We start from the raw sequence: 18770 nt of genomic DNA, 5'->3' as shown, positions 1-18770 counted from the left end.
CAAAGCCAAAGCCAAAGCCAAAGCCAAAGCCAAAGCCAAAGCCAAAGCCAAAGCCCACAAATCCGGAAACAAGAAAGGGGCCCTTGGGCCCCTTTCCTTCACCACAATTACCGCTACCGCTTACTTGCCGCGGTTCATCGTGGCATTGCTCTGGCCGGTGGCTACCGAACGCTCCCCGGCAAACGGGTTCAGCTTGCGGATCATCCACGGGTACTTCGGCCAGTTGCCGGCCAGCCACGGGTGCTCGGGCTGGTTCAGCTGCAGCACGCGGCGGGCGTCGTCGGCCAGGGTCTTGTTGCCCAGATGCGTGTAGGCCTCGCCCAGCAGCGCTACCGCGTCGTACTGGAAGGCGCTCTGCGGATAGGTCTCCAGCAGGTAGTTGGCGCGGCCAACCACCGACACCCAGGCGCCACGACGGGCGTAATACAGCGCATCGTCCAGCTCATGCTGGGCGAACACATCGCGCAACTCGATCATGCGCTGGCGCGCATCGGCGGCGTAACGGCTGTTCGGGTAGCGCTCGGTGACGATGTTGAAGTCGGCATAGGCCTGGCGCGGGGTCGATAGATCGCGGCGGCTCGGGTCCAGCGACCATACGCGGCGCAGGAAAACCGTATCTCGGTTGCCGTTGGCAAGGCCGCGCAGGTAGTACAGGTACGCGATGTTGCGGTGGGTCGGGTAGGTGCGGATGAAGCGGTCGATGCTCGACACCGCGTCATCGTTCTTGCCGGCCTTGTACTGGGCGTAGGCGCTTTCGATCATCGCCTGCTCGGTGTACGGGCCGTACGGGTACTGCGCAATCAGGCGCTTGAAGCTGGTTTCGGCACCGGACCAGTTGCCGCCCTCCATCAGCTTGTGGCTCTTTTCGAACAGTTGTTCGACCGGCGCGCCTTCGTCGGCGTCCTTCTTGGCGCCGCGGTGGCAGCCAGTGGCGACGAAGACCAAAACCAGCAGCAGGGCGGTGAGGCGGACGGGCGCGGACAGCAGCGAAGAGCGTCGGATCATGGGTTCAGGGCAGGACGCGGCAGGAATACGAAGGGGCGATGATAGCCTAGTGGCCTGTCCTGCGACTGACTGTTGTCGCTTGGACCCCATAATTTCGTCTTTAGCCGGTCTTTGCCCATGTCCGAGAACACCTTTTCCAGCCCGCGCCAGGCGCAGGTTCCCGATTCCGCCGCCGGTCGTCGCTTCGACGCGGTCCTGGCCGAACTGTTCCCCGAATTCTCCCGTTCGCGGCTGACCGAATGGATCAAATCCGGCGCAGTTCTGCTCGATGGCGAGCCCGTCCGCCCGCGCGATCCGGTCCGCGGCGGCGAAATCGCCACCCTGAATGCGGTGCTCGAGGTCGAAGTACATGCGCAGCCGGAGGACATCCCGCTGTCGATCCTGTACGAGGACGAGCATGTGTTCGTGATCGACAAGCCGGCTGGCCTGGTGGTCCATCCGGGCGCTGGCAATCCCAGCGGCACCCTGCTCAACGCCTTGCTGTTCCGTGACCCGGCCATCGCCAAGGTGCCGCGCGCCGGCGTGGTCCATCGCCTGGACAAGGACACCAGCGGGGTCATGGTGGTGGCCCGCACCGTGCAGGCGCAGACCGCGCTGGTGGAGCAGCTGTCCGCGCGCGAGGTCCACCGCCAGTACCTGGCGGTGGTGGTGGGTGCGCTGGTTTCGGGGGGCACGGTGGATGCGGCGATCGATAGGCATGCGCGCGATCGCCTGAAGATGGGGGTGCGCGAGGACGGCAAGGAGGCGGTGACCCATTACCGCCTGCGTGAGCGCTTCCGCGCCCACACTGCGCTGGAGTGCCGCCTGGAAACCGGCCGTACCCACCAGATCCGCGTGCATATGGCGCATCTGAAGCACGCCATCGTCGGTGATCCGCTGTACGGCGGCTCGCTGAAACTGCCCAAGGGCGCCACCGATGAGCTGGTCGCGGCGCTACGCAGCTTCAAGCGCCAGGCGCTGCATGCCGAGACGCTGGAGTTCCAACACCCGATCACCGGCGAAACCATCAGCAATACCGCGCCGGTTCCGGCTGACCTGGTTGCGCTGATGAAGGTGCTGCGCGAGGACTCCAAGGCCTTTGCCGAACGCGAACGGGGCCGTTGGTAATGGCCGAGGCGAGCCCGCTGTGGCTGGCCGACTGGCCTGCGCCCCCGGGGGTGCGGGCCTTCACCACGATGCGCCATGGCGCCGGCGGCTCGCTGCCGCCGTTTGACAGCTTCAATATGGGCAACCGGACCGCTGCTGACGGCGACGATCCGGTCCAGGTGCAACGCAACCGCGACGCCTTGCAGCAGTTGGCCAAGCTGCCCTCGGCCCCGCACTGGCTGCGCCAGGTGCACAGCAGTGACGCCCTGCGCTTTGACGCGCCGCCGCTGGCGCAGGGGCTGGAGGCCGAGCCGACCGCCGATGCCTCCGTCACGTCCGTCCCGGGCGTGGTGCTGGCCATCCTCACCGCCGACTGCCTGCCGGTGGTGTTCGCCGCCCGTGATGGCAGCGAAGTGGCCGCTGCCCATGCCGGCTGGGGTGGGCTGGCGCGCGGCATGCTGGAGAACACCCTGGCCGCCATGCACACCCCCGCCGAGGCGCTGGTGGCGTGGATAGGCCCGGCGGCCGGTCCGGCCCTGTACGAGGTGGGTGTGGACGTGCGCGAGGCCTTCCTGGCGCATTCCAGCGCCGCTGAAAGCCACTTCGTCGCCACCCGGCCCGGCCACTGGAAGGTGGACCTGCCCGGGCTGGCCCGGCAGCGGCTGGTCGCGGCGGGCATGCAGGCGCAGGCCATCCATGGCGGTGACCTGTGCACCATGGCCGATCCGCAGCGCTGGTTCTCGCACCGGCGCGACCGCCGCAGCGGCCGTATCGCCACCCTGGTGTGGATGGAGCGATGAGCCTGCCGCTGTTCGCGCAGGTGCTGGGCCCCGCGTTTGAGCAGCTGGCACCACAGGTGCGCGCGTTGCACGCGATCCCCGCCCGCCAGCGCTGGAGCGGGCAGGGCGACGTGCTGCGTGGCAGCCACTGGCTGGTGGCGCCCTGCGCCTGGCTGGCACGGCTGCCGCCGACCTCAAGCGTGCCGGTGACGGTCGAGTTCGTGGTCGATGCCGCGGGTGAGCGCTGGAACCGGCAGTTCGGTGCCGCGCGCATGGCCTCGCGGCTGTGGCAGCGCGGGGGGCGCTTGTTCGAGCAGTTGGGGGCGGTGCGCTTCCGGTTTGGGCTGTGCGAGCAGGACGGGCAGATCCTGTGGCGGGCCGAGCGGGTCTGGGCCTTCGGGGTGCTGCCACTGCCGGCGCGCTGGTTCGCCCAGGTGCATTGCCGCGAGCGTGAGCACCAGGGGCGCTATGAATTCCTGGTGGATGTCTCGATGCCGCTGATCGGGCGGTTGATCCGTTACGAAGGCTGGCTGTTGCCGGAGGGCGGGCATGGCTGAGCCGGCGGTGATCGTGTTCGATGGTGTCTGCGCACTGTGCAGCCGCTGGGTGCGCTTCCTGCTGCGTTTTGATCGGGCCGGGCGCTACCGCTTTGCCGCGATGCAGGGCGGGCAGGGCCGTGCGCTGCTGTCCACGCATGGGCTGGACCCGGATGACCCGCTGTCGTTCCTGCTGGTGGCTGAGGGCGTGGCGTATACAGATACGGACGCGATCCTGCGGGTGCTGACCGGGCTGGGCGGCGCTTGGCGTCTGGCCGGGATTGCGCGGGTGTTGCCGGCCTCCCTGCGGGATCCGGCGTATCGCTGGTTGGCACGGAATCGCTACCGCTGGTTTGGGCGGCATGACAGCTGTTTTCTGCCGACGGCGGAGCAGCGCGGGCGGTTTTTGGATTGAGTGGGGTGGTGGGGTTTGCTGGCCAGAAGCTTCCCCCTCACCCCAACCCCTCTCCCGCAAGGGGAGAGGGGCTCGCATTGCTTGCGCTCGTAGTGCATTAGCCCCTCTCCCGTTTACGGGAGAGGGGTTGGGGTGAGGGCAGCTCTAGCCTGTGTTTCCGCCTAAGTCCCTTCCAACGTCCCCAGATAATCCCGCCGCCAGCGATGGATATCATGCGTGCGCAGCTGCTCCATCATCACCTGCCAACGCTCGATCCGCTCTGCCCGCGGCATGTTCGCCGCCGTCGCGATGGCATCGGCCACGCCATCCAGATCATGCGGATTGACCAGCAGCGCCTGCTTCAATTCATCCGCCGCCCCGGCCAATAGCGACAGCACCAACATGCCCGGATTCTCCGGGTCCTGCGCGGCGATGTACTCCTTGGCGACAAGATTCATGCCGTCGCGCAAGGGCGTCACCAAGCCCACGGCTGCCTGCCGGTAGAACCCGGTCAATGTGCTGTGTGCATAGTTCTGGTTGACGTAACGCAGCGGCGTCCAATCCGCCTCGGCATGGCCGCCGTTGATATGCCCTGCCAGGCGTTCCAGGTCGCTGCGCAGCTTGCGGTATTCGGTGACGCTGCCGCGCGACACCGGGGCGATCTGCAGATAGGTCATCTCGCCCTTCTGCTGCGGGTAGCGGTCGAGGTAGCGCTCGAAGCCGTGGAAGCGTTCCGGTAGACCCTTGGAGTAGTCCAGCCGGTCCACACCGATTGCCAGCTTGCGGTGTTGCAGGCTCTGGCGCAGATCGCGTACCGGCTTGTTGCTGGCGGCGCTGCGCGCCTGCCGCGCGATGTGTTCGGTATCGATGCCGATGGGGAAGGCCGAGGTGCGCACGCGGCGTCCATCCGGTGCCTGTATCCACTCGTTGTCGACCAGGCCGCCACCGCCGAACAGGCGCACATAGGACTGGAAGCGGTCGACATCGCGGCGGGTCTGGAAGCCGAGCAGATCGTATGCGTACAAGGTCTGGAACAGGGCGCGGTGATCGGGCAAGGCCTGGATCAGATCCGCCGATGGCACCGGCACGTGCAGGAAGAAGCCTATCCGGCAGCCCACGCCGCGCTCGCGCAGCAGGGATGCCAGCGGGATCAGGTGGTAGTCATGGATCCACACCGTGTCGTCATCACGCAGCAGCGGCGCCAGCGTATCGGCAAACAAGGTGTTGACCTTCCAGTAGCCCTCGCGCTTGCGGCGGTCATAGTCGACCAGGTCCAGGCGGAAATGCAGCAGCGGCCACAGTGCTCGGTTGGCGAAGCCGTTGTAGTAGTTGTCCAGGTCGGATTTGGACAGGTCCATGGTGAGGTAGCGGATGGCACCATCCTGCGCTTCGTGCAGCGCGCCGCTGTCGCCTGCGACGCTGCGGCCGCTCCAGCCGAACCACAGCCCACCGCGCTCGCGCAGTGCCGCCAGCAGGCCGGTTGCCAGCCCGCCGGCGCGGTTCTCGCCGGGCAAGGCCACCCGGTTGGAGACGACAACCAAGCGGCTCACGAGGCCTCCTGCCAGCTGCGCGTCAAGCGCATGGCGGCGATCACCAGCCCCACATGCGAGTAGGTCTGCGGGAAATTGCCCCAAGCCTGGCCATCGAAGGCCAGGTCCTCGGACAGCAGGCCCAGGTGATTGCGTTGCTGCAGCAGTACCTCGAACATGGCGCGCGCTTCGTCGAAGCGGCCAATCGCCGCCAAGGCGTCGATGTACCAGAACGTGCAGATGGTGAAGCTGGTTTCCGGTGCGCCAAAGTCATCCGGGGCGATGTAGCGGTACAGCGCATTGCCGTGCTTCAGGTCACGGCCGATGGCTTCGACGGTGGCGATGAAGCGGGCGTCATGGGCGTCGATGAAGCCGATGTCGGCCAACAGCAACAAGGAGGCATCCAGCCGGTGACCGCCGAAGGTGTCGGTGAAGTGTCCAAGCTGCTCGCTCCAGCTCTCATGCATGATCCGCGCGTGGATCTGGTTGGCCCGTTCGCGCCAGTACACGGCGCGGCCTTCGAGTTTCAAGCGGGTTGCGATCTTCGAAAGCCTGTCACAGGCCGCCCAACACATCGCGCTGGTATAGGTATGCACTTCGGTACGGCCACGGAATTCCCACAGCCCGGCATCCGGGACGTCGTGCAGTGCGAAGGCCTGCTCGCCCAGCGGCTCCAGCCGCGCGAAGGTGTGCGCATCGCCCGGGTCCTGCAGGCGCTGGTCGAAGAACAACTGGGTGGAAGCCAGCACCACGCTGCCGTAGACATCATGCTGGCGCTGCACCCAGGCCAGGTTGCCGCGGCGTACCGGGCCCATGCCGCGGTAGCCGGACAGCGTGGCGACTTCCTCCTCATCAAGCTTGGCTTCGAAGCCGATGCCGTATAGCGGCTGCAGGCTGCCGTCGGTGCTGGCCAGGTTGAAGATGTAGCCGAGGAACTGCTCCATCGACCGGGTGGCGCCAAGGCGATTGAGCGCGCGCACCACGAAGGCGGCATCACGCAGCCAGCAGTAGCGGTAATCCCAGTTGCGGCTGCTGCCGGGGGCCTCCGGGATGGAGGTGGTCATTGCCGCGATGATGGCACCGCTGTCCTCGTACTGGCACAGCTTCAAGGTGATGGCGCTGCGGATCACCGCGTCCTGCCATTCCAGCGGCACCGACAGGTAACGCACCCATTCGCGCCAGTAGTCGCGCGTGCGCTGCATGGCCTCCTGCACGTAGCCGCTGAGCGAGCGGTTGAGCGATTCATCCACGCCCAGCACCAGGTGCACGCGGTGGTTGAGCACGAACGGCAGGCCGTCACGGACGAAGCGTACCGGTACATCGGTGGTCAGGCGCAGCACATGGTCCGGCAGCAGCCAGCGGATGTGGTTGCTGCCCCAGGTGGTTTCCGGCTGGTGTGCGCCCCAATCGGCCAACGGCCGCGCGCGCACGATGATGCGTGGGCTGCCGGATAGCGGGGTGACCTGGCGGATCAGGCTGACCGGGCGGTAGAAGCGGTCGTTCTGGCGCCAGCGCGGTGCGAAATCGATGATCTCCACCGCGCCGCCATGCTGGTCGTAAAGCACCGTGCGCAGGATGGCGGTATTGGTGAGATAGGACTGCTCGCTGTCGCGGAAGTCCTCCAGCTCGATGCCGAAGTCACCGCCGGGGTGCTGGTTGGGGCCGAGCAGGGCGCAGAAGGCCGGGTCGCCATCGAAGCTGGGCAGGCAGCTCCATACCACGCGCGCCTGTTTGTCGATAAGCGCACCGAAACTGCCATTGCCAACTACGCCAAGGTCGAGGGTGGCGTCTTGCATTGCATACTCCTGGTTGCGCGAACGCCGCTGGCGCCGCTGTTTCCTCCGGGTGGGTCAGGTAGTGGCTGCGCGCAGCCAGGCGTGGACGGCATTGATATCAGGCAGGGCGGAGTGGGCGTGGCTGTCGGCACGCTGGCCGACCAGTACGCCAAGGCCGCCTTCAAGCTGTGCTGCCTGGAAGCCGTGTTCGTCGGTGAGGTCATCGCCGATGAAGATCGGGCGCCGGCCTTGGAAAGGCGGTTGTTGCATCAGTTGCTGCAGTGCGCGGCCCTTGTCGTGGCCACTGCCGACAAACTCGATCACATGATTGCCGGGTTGCAGGCGCACGCCGGGTAGCTGCGGGAGCGAGGCATTGGCAAAGGCGCTTACTGCCGCGCCCGCGTCAGGCGCGTTGCGCCAATGCAATGCCAAGGCCTGGCCTTTGTTCTCGATCAGTACGCCGGGATGGGCATGTGCCAGCTGCATCGCGCGCTGGTGCAGTGCATGCAGCCAGCTGGCGGTATCGCTTTCGGCAAGCGCAGCATCGGCGGCGGTGAGCAGTTGCGCGCCGTGCAGCCCGGCCATCGGCAGCTGCAGTGGCGCGAACATTGTCTGCAGCTGGCCGACCGGGCGCCCACTGAGCAGCGCCAGCGCGCCGCCCAGACGTTGCTGCACGCTGGCCAGCAGCGTGAGCAATGGGGGATCGGGCACTACCTTGTCCGGATGATCGGCGAAGGCGAGCAGGGTGCCATCCACGTCGAGAAACAGTGCGTCGTCGTCTGCCAGCGCCGGAGGTGGCGGTCGCTGTAGGTCATCAAGCATGCGGACACTATGCCGCAGCGGTTGTTACAGGAAGGTCATTTGGGGTGAACGGTTTGGCTGTGCGTGTTTCAAGAGCGCCCTCACCCCAACCCCTCTCCCGCTTGCGGGAGAGGGGCTCACATTGTTTGCGCTCGTAGTGCACTAGCCCCTCTCCCGCCTGCGGGAGAGGGGTTGGGGTGAGGGCAAGCTTCTGCTCTTCACCCAATGCAAAGCATCACTTGCTAACCGCAAACTCGATCCGCCGGTTCTGCGCACGGCCTTCTTCACTGTCATTGCTGGCGCGTGGCTTTTCCTGGCCATAGCCCTTGGCAGTGAGCGTATCGGCGGCAACCCCCAGTTCGGCCAGCTTGGCCACCACCGCATCGGCGCGCTGCTGGCTCAAGGTCACGTTGGTAGCGGCATCACCGGTGTTGTCGGTATGCCCACCGACCTCGATCCTGGTACCCGCCGGTGCCTGCTTGATTGCGTTGGCGGCGCTGGTCAGCGTCTCCATGCTGTCGCGGGTGATGGTGGCCGAGCCGGTGTCGAAGTAGATGTTCATCAGGTTCAGTGCCTTGACCAGATCATCACCGCTGAAGCCGGCTTTGAGCCCTGCCAATGCCGCCGCTGCGCGGTCCCACAGGCCACTGATCTCGAACCCGCCGAACAGGTTGCGCAGCTTGTCACTCACCGTGAAACGATCGGCTTCGGCCATGCCGCTGGTGTCGATGTTGAGCTTGTCGCCATCGAAGCCGAACTTCAGGCCTTTGGCTTTCAGCTCGGGCAGCGCGGCGATCAGCTTGTCCAGCCAGTTGGCAGGCAGGGTAGCGGGATCGACGCTGATATCACCGGACAGGTTGTTCTCGCCGTAGGTGGCCTTGAGTGCATCCCATAGCCGCGTCTTGTCGGCATCGGCGGCAACCCGGCCATTGACCATGACCTTGCCGTCCATATTCTCGAAACCAAAACGGGCATTTGCCTGGGCGGCGGGCTCTGATGCGGGAGCAGTTGGCGCGGCCGCCACCGGCTCTGCCGGCGGTGGTGCGGTGACATCCTCCTTCTTGCAGCTGCGGAACAACAGGAAGGCCGCAATCAGGATGATCAGCGGAATCAGCCACTTCCAGAAGCCGCCGGATGCCACCGGTGCGGGCACGGCGGCGCCGCCGCTATAGCCTGCAGCAGGTGTTGTGGTGCCAAACCAGCGGTCGTAGTCGGCCGGGCGCGCGCTGGGGATGCTGCCGCCCTGGGTCAACTGGCCGACGATCTTCGGCAGCAACCAGGCACCGGCCATATTCACCGCGGCAGGGGGAATGCCGAGTTTGCTGGCGATGCCGCTGGACAGGCTCTGTCCGAAGCCGGCGCTGAACTGATCTGGTTGCAGGACGTTGTCGCCGGGTGTGGTGCCTATCCAGGAGGCGAACAGCGTGTCCAGGCCTGCGTCATCAAAGCGTTTTCGGAGCCCGGCAAAGCCACCGTAGGCGGGATCGAAGATGGTATCGACAAGCTGGCGCACCAGGCGCCCTGCGTTGTCGCCAAGATGAAAGCGGCTGGCCCCTTCGCGAATCAACGACTCGAACATATACGCCTCCGCAATGGATGACCGGGCTGGAATGCGCCGGCAGGCGTAAGGAGCGCTCTGTGCTGTTAAAGCTGGATGAATTCAGGCGGCATGAGCTGGAAGCTTCCCCTCACCCCAACCCCTCTCCCGTGAACGGGAGAGGGGCTAGTGCACTACGAGCGCGAGCAGTCCGAGCCCCTCTCCCGCGCGCGGGAGAGGGGTTGGGGTGAGGGGAAGCTTTTAAAAAGCCATCCCCCCGAAAAATCAGAACGTAAACCGCACCCGCCCATACCAGTACGCGCCATTGCTGCCGATTGGCGACAACACGTCATAGGGCAGGTTGCCGAAGTAGTAGATGTCTTCGTTCGACTTGTCCGGGTAGTTGTCGGTCAGGTTCTGCCCGCCGATCGCCACGCTCCACTGCGGCGTGATGCGGTACTCGACTTCCGCATCCAGCTGCCATTCGGCCTGGTAGGTCTGGGTCGGGACGTAGCCGCCACCAAAATCGAAGACGCGCTTGGCGCTGCCATGACGGCTGACGCGGCTGCTCAGTGACCAGCTGTCATTGGCCCAACTGGCGGCGAACTGTGCGCGGGTACGCGGTGCGGCATCGGTCAGCGTATTGCTCTCCTCCACGCCGAACAGCACGTAGTCCGGATTCAGTGCCAGCAACTGCGAAGGCGTGGCGACGACGTTCTTCAACTCGGTCTTGGCGTAACTCCAGGTGCCGGTCAGCAGCAGCTCACCGTCACCCAGCGACTGCCGCCAGTTGCCGACGAACTCGGCGCCGCGGGTACGGGTATCGGCGGCGTTGACGAAGTAATGCGCGCTTTCCAGCCCGCCGATGCCGAATTGCTGCTGCACGAAATCGGTCAGCGCATCGCCGGTAATGCTTTCGGACAGGGCAATGCGGTCATCGATATCGATCTGGAACAGGTCCAGCGACAGGTCGAAGTGGCTGCCGATCTGGCTGGTGAAGCCGAGGCTGTAGTTGATCGACTTCTCCGGCTTCAGGTCGCTTGCGCCCAGCGCCCGCGCGATCGGATTGTTGACCGACAACAGGCGGCCCTGCACCAGCTGGCCACCGGCGGTATAGCCGGTTGAAGTGGATTCGTAGCCGATCTGGCTCAGCGACGGCGCGTGGAAGTTGTTGGAGACCGAACCACGCAGCGCGAACGCCGGCGCAAACGCGTAGCGCGCGCCGATCTTGCCGGTCAGCTCGCCGCCGAAGTCCTCGTAGTGCTCATAGCGTGCAGCGATATCGGTGGAGAACTTCTCGCCGAAGGTCGAGGACAGGCTGGTGTAGGCACTGAACACATCGCGCGACAGATGCGCTTCGTCCTGCGGGGTGAGGCCGCCGCCGGCCTGCGAGCCGGTCGGGCGGTCGGTGTAGGGGCCGGCGGCGTAGCTGGCCGGGTCACCGGCACCGGTTTCATAGCGCTCGTGGCGGCCTTCGATGCCGAAGCCAAGGCTGTGGCTGTCGTTGGCACGCACGAAAATGCGTCCGAAATCGAGGTTGGCCACGGTCTGCGCGAAACTGAAATCGGCGGTTTTGAAGCGGGTCGGGCTGGTCGGGCCGAGCGAAGCGTTGAGCGAATTGCGCAGGCGATAGGTGAATTCGTTGCGGCCATGGTCGAGGCTGGCGTCGTAGTTCCAGTCGCCGAGTTCGCCGCGGGCACCGGCCACCAGCTGCACATCCAGGTTTTCGCCTTCGGAGATCGGGCGGTAGCCGTTCGGGTACAGCTCCTTCCAGTTGGCTTCGCCGTCCGGGTAACGGAAGTAATTGGCGCCTTCGGTATCGCGCTGGTTGTAGGTGCCGAAGGCATAGGCCTTGGAGGCGGCGCCGAACGGGATTTCGGCATTGAACCAGGCATTGAGGTCCTTGCTGGCGCCATCGCCCAGTGAGTAATTGCGCTTGCCGGCCAGGGCCAGATTGTCAGGGGTCTGTGCTTCCCACGGCGGGATCTGATCGAAACCGGCACGGTTGGTGGCCTCGCGGTTCTTCAGCTCCAGGCCGACGCGCAGGAAACCGCCGTCATCGGTCAGCGCGGTGCCGACCTTGGCGCTGAAGTAGCTGGTCTGGCCATCGGTCAGGGTGCGGTCGATCGGCTTGAGGTCGGTGTGGTGCGCGCCGAAGCTGGCTTCGATGGCGCCGCCTTCCGGCGCGTCGTCGAGGATCACGTTGATCACGCCGGCCACCGCATCGGAGCCGTACAGCGCGCCGGCGCCGTCACGCAGCACCTCGATTCGCTTGATCGCGCTGACCGGGATGGCATTGAAATCTACCGGCGTGGTGCCCTTGCCGATCTTGCTGTCGGTGTTGACCAGGGCGCTGTTATGGCGACGCTTGCCGTTGATCAGCACCAGCACATGGTCGGGCGAGAGGCCGCGCAGCTGCGCGGCGCGGATGTGGTCGGCACCGCCGGAGTTGGACTGGCGCGGGAAGTTGAACGAGGGCAGCAGCGCCTGCAGCGCGCTGCCCAGCTCGCCGTTGACCACGCCGGCCTTGCGGATGTCCTCGGCGCTGAGCACGTCCACCGGTGCAGTGGACTCCAGCACGGTGCGGTCGATGGCGCGGGTGCCGGTGACGATCACCGTGTCCAGGTTGGTGGCCTGCGGGGCGCTTTGGGCAAAGGCAGGGGAAGACAGCGCCAGCGCGATGGCCAGGCCGAGCGGGGCCGAGGTGGGGCGGGACATGCAGACTCCGGAAAGACGGGGGGAGGGGAAGAGCTTGCACTTACATCCATCCGGATGAAGCGATATATTATCTTGGCGTTAACGCCGCTGCCGATGCAAGTCCTGCTGGCAATCGGCTGATAACCAAACGCGATATCCGTTGCGGTGCCTTGGATGCCACCGTGTTTTCCCTGTCCGGAGGTTTTCCATGAAGTTGCCTGCTGTCCTGTTGCCCCTGCTGTTTGCCGTTGCCGCCAGTGCCCATGCGGCGCCGCCTGTTGCCGAAGCCGCGCCCAGCGCGCAGTTGCATGGCGATGCCGCACGCCCGGCCGAGGCCGCCGGTTGGGTGCGCAGCGAGCTGTACTTCGGCGTCGGCGAGGAGAGCGGCCCGTCCGCACGTGCACAGACCGATGTGATCAGCGAGGCGCAGTGGCGCGCCTTCCTGGACAAGGAAGTGACGCCGCGCTTTCCCGATGGCCTGACCGTGTTTGATGCTTACGGCCAGTGGCTGTTCCGTGGCGCGGCCGAGCCCAACCGGTTGCGCACCAAAGTGCTGGTGATCCTGCACGAGGACAGCCCGCAGCGGCGCAACGACATCGAAGCCATCCGTCTGGCATGGAAGCAGGCCACCCAGCACCAGTCGGTGCTGTGGTCGCGGCAGCCGGTCGAGGTTTCGTTCTGATCCGCACTGGATCGGCTAGCCTGCGGGCAGCCTCCAACCGCAGATGAGCTTCTCGATGATGTCCCTGATATCCACGTTCCGCTGCCCTTTTGCTGCCCGCGGTCTGCTGATTGCAGCGGTTTCGCTGCTGGCAGCGCCGGCATTCGCGGCAGATGACAGCGAGATCCGCTTCGAGGTCGCAGCCGGCGTGAGCGCGCATGCGCGCTTGCTGGGCGACGGCAGCGTGGAGGTGGGCACCAACCGCTCACCGGCCCGGCAGGTGTTGCCGGCGTCCACGGACGAGGAAGGTGGCGGCACGCGGCTGGGCCACGCCGACTACAACTTCGACGGCTACCAGGATCTGGACACCAGTGCGACGCTGGGCCAGGTCAACGAATCGGTCACGGTTTACCTGTACGAGCCGGCCAGTGGCCAGTTCCGAGCGTTGGCCGCACCCGAGGCCCCGGAGACCAGCTGTGAAGGTTTCTGGTCGCTCACACCTGACCCTGCCACACGCACGTTGAGCAGCAGCTGCCGCAGTGGACCCATGTGGTACAGCGACATCTACCGCTACCAGGGTGGGCAGGTCTATCTCTATCGATCGATGCGCAACGCCTTTCTTGACACCGAAGCGCTCGCGCGGGTGTTGGCGCTGGCTGAAGTGGACGATGCGGAGATCCTCACGGTCTGGAGCACCTGGGATGCCGCAGGCAAGCGGCTCGAAACCGCCATCTGGAATGCCTTCGATCCGCCGCTGAAGGACGCCCCGATGCCGGGCCGCAGCGCGTCGGTGGTGCCGGACAAGCTGCTGTTGTACAGCAAGGCCGGCGACACCTCGACCAAGCGCTACCTGCTCAAGGGCGACCGCGTCGAGTTGCTGGACGAAGCCGACGGCTGGTTGCAGCTGCGCTACCGCAATCCCAGCCGTGGCCCGGTGCTGGGCTGGGTGAAACTGCCCACGAACGAATGATCTGTTCCATCCGCACCCATTTTCCCGGCGCTACCATCGCCCCGCTTTCCTGACGATATCCCCCATGAATTCTTCTGCATCTGCATCCCGCCCGCGCTGGTTCGTCACCGGTGACCTCAACGGCTTCTTCGGCCTGGTGGTCGACAACCTGTCCATCCTCGGTTTCATCGCGATGGCGCTGGTCGGCATCTTCCAGTTCCCGGCCGATGTGGTGTTCGGCCGCATGTTCCCCGGCACGGCCTTTGGCGTGCTGATCGGCAACCTGATGTATACGCTGATGGCACGGCGCCTGGCTGCCCGCAGCGGCCGCGATGATGTCACCGCCATGCCGCTGGGGCTGGATGCGCCCACCAGCATCGGCATGGCCTTGTTGGTGCTGGGCCCGGCCTTTGCCGGCTTCAAGGCACAGGGCATGGAGCCGCAGGCAGCGGCGATGCTGACCTGGAAGCTGGGCATGGCCTCGCTGGTGGTGATGGGCCTGCTCAAGCTGGTGCTGTCCTTTGTTGGCGATGCGGTCACCCGCCATGTGCCGCGTGCGGCGCTGCTCGGCTCCATCGGTGGTGCGGCGCTGACACTGCTGGGTTTCCTGCCGCTGATCGAAAGCATGCGCCAGCCGTTGGTGGGCCTGGTCACGCTGGGCGTGCTGCTGTACGTGCTGGTCGCGCGTGGCGTGGTGCCGCTGCGTTTGCCGGGTGTGCTGTTCTCGCTGTTGGTTGGCGTTGCGCTGTACTACGGATTGGGGGCTGCTGGCGCGCTGACCGGCTTCCAATGGCCACCGGCCATCTCCTTCGCTGTGGCCCTGCCGCTGCCGACGTTGGGCTTTATCGAAGGCCTGCCGCTGACCGTGCCGTACTTGTCGTTGCTGCTGCCATTCGGCTTGCTGATGGTAGTGGGCGGCATCAACGTGGCGGAGAGCGCGCGCGCTGCCGGTGACGACTACCGCACCCGTGACATCCTGCTGGTCGAGGCCATTGCCACGCTGATCGCTGGCGTCTGCGGGGGTGTCGCACAGACCACGCCGTACATCGGCCAGCCGGCGTACAAGCGTTTGGGCGCACGCAGTGGCTACACGCTGTTGACCGGCCTGTTCATCGGTATCGGCGGCATGCTGGGCGTGGTCGCCGGGCTGGTGCAGTGGCTGCCGGTGGCGGTGTTGGCACCCATCATCGTCTTCGTCGGCCTGGACATCACCGTGCAGGCCTTCCAGCAGACCAAGCGCGAGCACGCGATCGCGGTGGCGCTGGCCTTCCTGCCGGCCATCGCCTACCTGATCAACATCAAGTTCGGCACCTGGGTAGCCCCCGATGCGGCGGCCGCCCTGTATGCAGTGGTCGATGGCCATGGCCTGTCGGACGTGGCCACCTTGCAGCTGCTTGGCAATGGTTTCATCATCAGCGCGATGATCTGGGCGGCAGCACTGGTGGCCTTGATCGAGCGCCGCGCTGGCGTGGCGGTAAGCCTGCTGTTCGTGGCTGCCGCGCTGAGTGCGTTCGGCGTGATCCATTCCACCGATCCGCGCGGTGGCATCTACCTGCCGTGGCAGCTGGAAGGTCTGCGCCAGGCCATCACCTTGCAGGTATCGGCTGCCTACGCGGTGCTGGCGGTCGTGATCGGCCTGATGTCGCTGCAGAAACAGCGTTGATGCATGAGGCTTGAACCGCAGGGGAACCCGGCGGGATAAACAGGGTCACACCATCACATGCAATAAAGGTGCAAGTGATGCAGAAGCGCAAAGCAGTGTGGCCCTGGGCCGTGGTTGGCGTCGTCGCGGTTGGCGGCATTGGCTGGTGGTTGTTCCGTGATGACGTGGCGCAGCTACGGCAGGCAACGGCAACCGTTGCTCCGCCGGTGGATACCCCGGCTACACCGGCCATCCAAGCGCCAGCTACGCCCGAACCAGCGGCCGAGCCGAAATATCCGCTCGACGTAGCTGCCGACCCGGCCTTGCCGGCTCTGGCCGACAGCGATGCTTCCAGTTGGCAGGCGCTGAACGGGTTGTTTCCCGCAGATGTCTTGGCCGTGCTGCTGCGTGAGCAGCTGATCCAGCGCGTGGTGGTTCATGTCGACAATCTCACCCAGCCCAGCCTGCCAGCTGCGGCGATGGCGGTGCGGCCGTTGCCAGGCGCGCTGCAGGTGGAGCAGGGCGGTGCTGGCGGTGAGCGGTTGGCAGCCGCCAATGCCACCCGCTATGCACCTTACGTGGATGCCTTTACCCGTGCCGATACGGGGGCGGTAGCGGCTGCTTACAAGCGCTTCTATCCCTTGCTGCAACAGGCCTATCGCGATATCGGTCATCCCGACGGCTATTTCAACGACAGGCTGGTGGCGGTGATCGACCATCTGCTGCAGACCCCCGAGCCGGCCCGTCCGCTGGCGGTGGAGCCGGACGGCAAGGGCCGCTATCGCTTCGTCGACCCGGCCCTGCAATCGCTGTCGATCGGGCAGAAAGCCTTGCTGCGCATGGATGCCGGCCAGCAACAGGTGGTGAAGCAGCAACTGCGGGCGTTGCGCGCGGCGATCACGCGCGGCTGAGCCGCGCTGCCGCTTGCGTTGGATCAAGGTTGCGGCGACAGCAGCGGGTGATACTGGGACGGGATTGCGATTGCAGCTGAACAAGGGGGCTATTCACCCTTGAATCACGCCGTTGCAACCGCATCTGAACCAGTATCGCCGGCAGTGCTGGCAACCCAACATCGAGGAAGAAGACCCATGCGGATGGACAAACTCACCTCCAACTTCCAGAAAGCCCTGGCAGATGCCCAGTCGCTGGCAGTTGGCCGTGACAACAACATCATCGAGCCGGTGCACGTGCTCAGCGCGCTGCTCGATCAGCCCGGTGGCAGCAGCCGGCCCTTGCTGGCCCAGGCCGGTGTCAACGTGCCGGTGTTGCGCGAGCGGCTGACCGAAGCGCTGGATGCACTGCCCAAGGTATCCGGCCAGGCCGGCAGCCTGTCGATGGGCAATGATCTCAACCGCCTGCTCAACAGCACCGACAAGCTGGCCCAGCAGCACAATGACCAGTTCATCGCCAGCGAGTGGTTCCTGCTGGCGGCGGTGGACGACGGTGGCCCGGCTGGCATGGCCCTGCGCGCTGCCGGTGCCGACAAGAAAAAAGTGGAGGCCGCCATCGACAAGCTGCGCGGCGGGGAAACCGTGCAGAGCGAAAACGCAGAAGAGCAGCGCCAGGCGCTGGAGAAGTACACCATCGACCTGACCGCGCGTGCCGAGAGCGGCAAGCTCGACCCGGTGATTGGCCGCGACGAGGAAATCCGCCGCACCATCCAGGTGCTGCAGCGCCGTACCAAGAACAACCCGGTGCTGATCGGTGAACCCGGCGTGGGCAAGACTGCCATTGTCGAAGGCCTGGCCCAGCGCATCATCAACGACGAAGTGCCCGAGGGCCTGCGCGGCAAGCGCGTGCTGTCGCTGGACATGGGCGCGCTGATTGCCGGTGCCAAGTTCCGTGGCGAGTTCGAGGAGCGGCTCAAGGCCGTGCTCAACGATCTGTCCAAGAACGAAGGCCAGATCATCCTGTTCATCGACGAGCTGCACACCATGGTCGGCGCCGGCAAGGGTGACGGCGCGATGGATGCCGGCAATATGCTCAAGCCGGCGCTTGCGCGTGGCGAGCTGCATTGCATCGGCGCCACCACCCTGGACGAGTACCGCCAGTACATCGAGAAGGACGCCGCGCTGGAGCGCCGTTTCCAGAAGGTGTTCGTGGGTGAGCCGACGGTGGAGGACACCATCGCCATCCTGCGTGGCCTGAAGGAGCGCTACGCGGTGCACCACGGCGTGGAGATCACCGACCCTGCGGTGGTTGCGGCGGCGACGCTGTCCAACCGCTACATCACCGACCGCCAGCTGCCGGACAAGGCCATCGACCTGATGGACGAGGCCGCTTCGCGCATCCGCATGGAGATCGACTCCAAGCCGGAAGAGCTTGATCGCCTGGAGCGTCGCCTGATCCAGCTCAAGATCCAGCGCGAAATGCTGAAGAAGGAAAAGGACGACGCCTCGCGCAAGCGCCTGGCCGACCTGGATGCCGACATCGACACACTGGAGCGCGAGTTCTCCGACCTCAACGAAATCTGGAAGTCGGAGAAGGCCGCCCTGCAGGGCGCGACCAAGATCAAGGAGCAGGTCGAGAAGGCCAAGCTTGATCTGGAAGCGGCCCAGCGTCGCCAGGATTTCGCCAAGATGAGCGAGATCCAGTACGGCCTGCTGCCCAACCTGGAAAAGCAGCTGCAGGCCGCGCAGGAAATGGAGCGCAAGGACTTCAAGCTGGTGCAGGACAAGGTGACCGACGAGGAAATCGCCGAGGTCGTCTCGCGCTGGACCGGTATCCCGGTCAGCAAGATGCTGGAAGGCGAGCGCGACAAGCTGCTGCGCATGGAAGACATGCTGCACAACCGCGTGGTTGGGCAGGAAGAAGCGATCCGCGTGGTTTCCGACGCGGTGCGGCGGTCGCGCGCCGGCCTGTCGGACCCGAATCGTCCGAGTGGCTCGTTCCTGTTCCTGGGCCCGACCGGCGTGGGCAAGACCGAGCTGACCAAGGCGCTGGCCGACTTCCTGTTCGATTCGCCCGACGCGATGGTGCGCATCGACATGAGTGAGTTCATGGAGAAGCACAGCGTGTCGCGCCTGATCGGTGCGCCCCCGGGTTATGTGGGCTACGAGGAAGGTGGCTATTTGACCGAGGCGGTGCGCCGTCGCCCGTACAGCGTGATCCTGCTGGACGAGGTGGAGAAGGCGCATCCGGATGTGTTCAATATCCTGCTGCAGGTGCTGGACGACGGTCGTTTGACCGATGGCCAGGGCCGCACCGTGGACTTCCGCAACACCGTCATCGTGATGACCTCGAACCTGGGCTCGCACCAGATCCAGGACATGAGCGGCGACGACAGCCCGGAAGCCTATACGCAGATGAAGGCGGCGGTGATGGGCGTGGTGCAGGCGCACTTCCGTCCGGAGTTCATCAACCGCCTGGACGACATCGT

General features: G+C 65.5%; 15 protein-coding genes. 9 read left to right on the top strand and 6 right to left on the bottom strand.

The window, feature by feature from the left end; translation table 11 throughout:
• Positions 1-120 precede the first annotated feature (120 nt).
• Complete coding sequence (locus RT131_RS19280) at positions 121-1005, bottom strand: outer membrane protein assembly factor BamD (RefSeq protein ID WP_313174581.1); 885 nt, start codon at positions 1003-1005, stop codon at positions 121-123.
• 117 nt (positions 1006-1122) lie between these two features.
• Here RT131_RS19280 and rluD point away from each other — a divergent pair, with 117 nt between their 5' ends.
• Genes rluD through RT131_RS19260 form a run of 4 tightly spaced genes read left to right on the top strand, consistent with a single transcriptional unit; the run spans position 1123 to position 3821 of the window.
• Positions 1123-2112, top strand: coding sequence for a 23S rRNA pseudouridine(1911/1915/1917) synthase RluD (gene rluD, locus RT131_RS19275; RefSeq protein WP_313174579.1), 990 nt, complete (start codon positions 1123-1125; stop codon positions 2110-2112).
• Positions 2112-2891, top strand: a complete 780-nt coding sequence (pgeF, locus tag RT131_RS19270; RefSeq protein WP_313174576.1) for a peptidoglycan editing factor PgeF — start codon at positions 2112-2114, stop codon at positions 2889-2891. Before rluD ends, pgeF begins: the two co-directional genes overlap by 1 nt.
• A gap of 2 nt (positions 2892-2893) precedes the next feature.
• Positions 2894-3427, top strand: a complete 534-nt coding sequence (locus tag RT131_RS19265) for a DUF4166 domain-containing protein (RefSeq protein WP_313174583.1) — start codon at positions 2894-2896, stop codon at positions 3425-3427.
• Complete coding sequence (locus tag RT131_RS19260) at positions 3420-3821, top strand: thiol-disulfide oxidoreductase DCC family protein (protein WP_313174574.1); 402 nt, start codon at positions 3420-3422, stop codon at positions 3819-3821. The genes RT131_RS19265 and RT131_RS19260 overlap by 8 nt, the downstream gene beginning before the upstream one ends.
• 161 nt (positions 3822-3982) lie before the next feature.
• On the opposite strand, the gene otsA is transcribed toward RT131_RS19260, so the two are convergent.
• The 5 genes from otsA to RT131_RS19235 form a co-directional block, all read right to left on the bottom strand.
• A complete protein-coding gene (otsA, locus tag RT131_RS19255) occupies positions 3983-5350 on the bottom strand; it encodes an alpha,alpha-trehalose-phosphate synthase (UDP-forming) (RefSeq protein ID WP_313174571.1) in 1368 nt (455 codons plus the stop codon).
• Positions 5347-7125, bottom strand: a complete 1779-nt coding sequence (locus tag RT131_RS19250) for a glycoside hydrolase family 15 protein (RefSeq protein ID WP_313174570.1) — start codon at positions 7123-7125, stop codon at positions 5347-5349. Before RT131_RS19250 ends, otsA begins: the two co-directional genes overlap by 4 nt.
• Before the next feature lie 54 nt (positions 7126-7179).
• Positions 7180-7926 carry a trehalose-phosphatase gene (gene otsB, locus RT131_RS19245; protein ID WP_313174569.1) on the bottom strand — a complete coding sequence of 249 codons (747 nt, stop codon included), beginning with the start codon at positions 7924-7926 and terminating at the stop codon, positions 7180-7182.
• A gap of 214 nt (positions 7927-8140) precedes the next feature.
• The gene (locus RT131_RS19240; protein WP_313174567.1) at positions 8141-9484 is read right to left on the bottom strand and encodes an OmpA family protein; all 1344 of its coding nucleotides are present in this window, start codon (positions 9482-9484) and stop codon (positions 8141-8143) included.
• Between the two features lie 243 nt (positions 9485-9727).
• Positions 9728-12160 (bottom strand): TonB-dependent receptor, encoded by a 2433-nt coding sequence (locus RT131_RS19235; protein WP_313174565.1) that lies wholly within the window; start codon positions 12158-12160, stop codon positions 9728-9730.
• A gap of 187 nt (positions 12161-12347) precedes the next feature.
• On the opposite strand from RT131_RS19235, the gene RT131_RS19230 reads away from it, so the two are divergent.
• The 5 genes from RT131_RS19230 to clpB form a co-directional block, all read left to right on the top strand.
• The gene (locus tag RT131_RS19230) at positions 12348-12821 is read left to right on the top strand and encodes a DUF3574 domain-containing protein (protein ID WP_313174563.1); all 474 of its coding nucleotides are present in this window, start codon (positions 12348-12350) and stop codon (positions 12819-12821) included.
• Between the two features lie 55 nt (positions 12822-12876).
• Positions 12877-13770 (top strand): SH3 domain-containing protein, encoded by an 894-nt coding sequence (locus RT131_RS19225; RefSeq protein ID WP_313174562.1) that lies wholly within the window; start codon positions 12877-12879, stop codon positions 13768-13770.
• A 64-nt stretch (positions 13771-13834) separates the two neighbouring features.
• Entirely contained in the window at positions 13835-15412 is a 1578-nt protein-coding gene (locus tag RT131_RS19220; RefSeq protein WP_313174560.1) for a hypothetical protein, read from the top strand.
• A gap of 77 nt (positions 15413-15489) precedes the next feature.
• On the top strand, positions 15490-16302 hold the full coding sequence (locus RT131_RS19215; RefSeq protein ID WP_313174558.1) for a DUF3014 domain-containing protein: 813 nt from the start codon (positions 15490-15492) through the stop codon (positions 16300-16302).
• 177 nt (positions 16303-16479) lie between these two features.
• The coding region (gene clpB, locus RT131_RS19210) for an ATP-dependent chaperone ClpB (protein WP_313174556.1) at positions 16480-18770 on the top strand (2291 nt) is incomplete at its 3' end.

The organism is Stenotrophomonas sp. (assembly GCF_032066555.1).
Classification (GTDB): domain Bacteria; phylum Pseudomonadota; class Gammaproteobacteria; order Xanthomonadales; family Xanthomonadaceae; genus Stenotrophomonas.
This window is presented reverse-complemented; position numbering and strand designations above follow the sequence as displayed.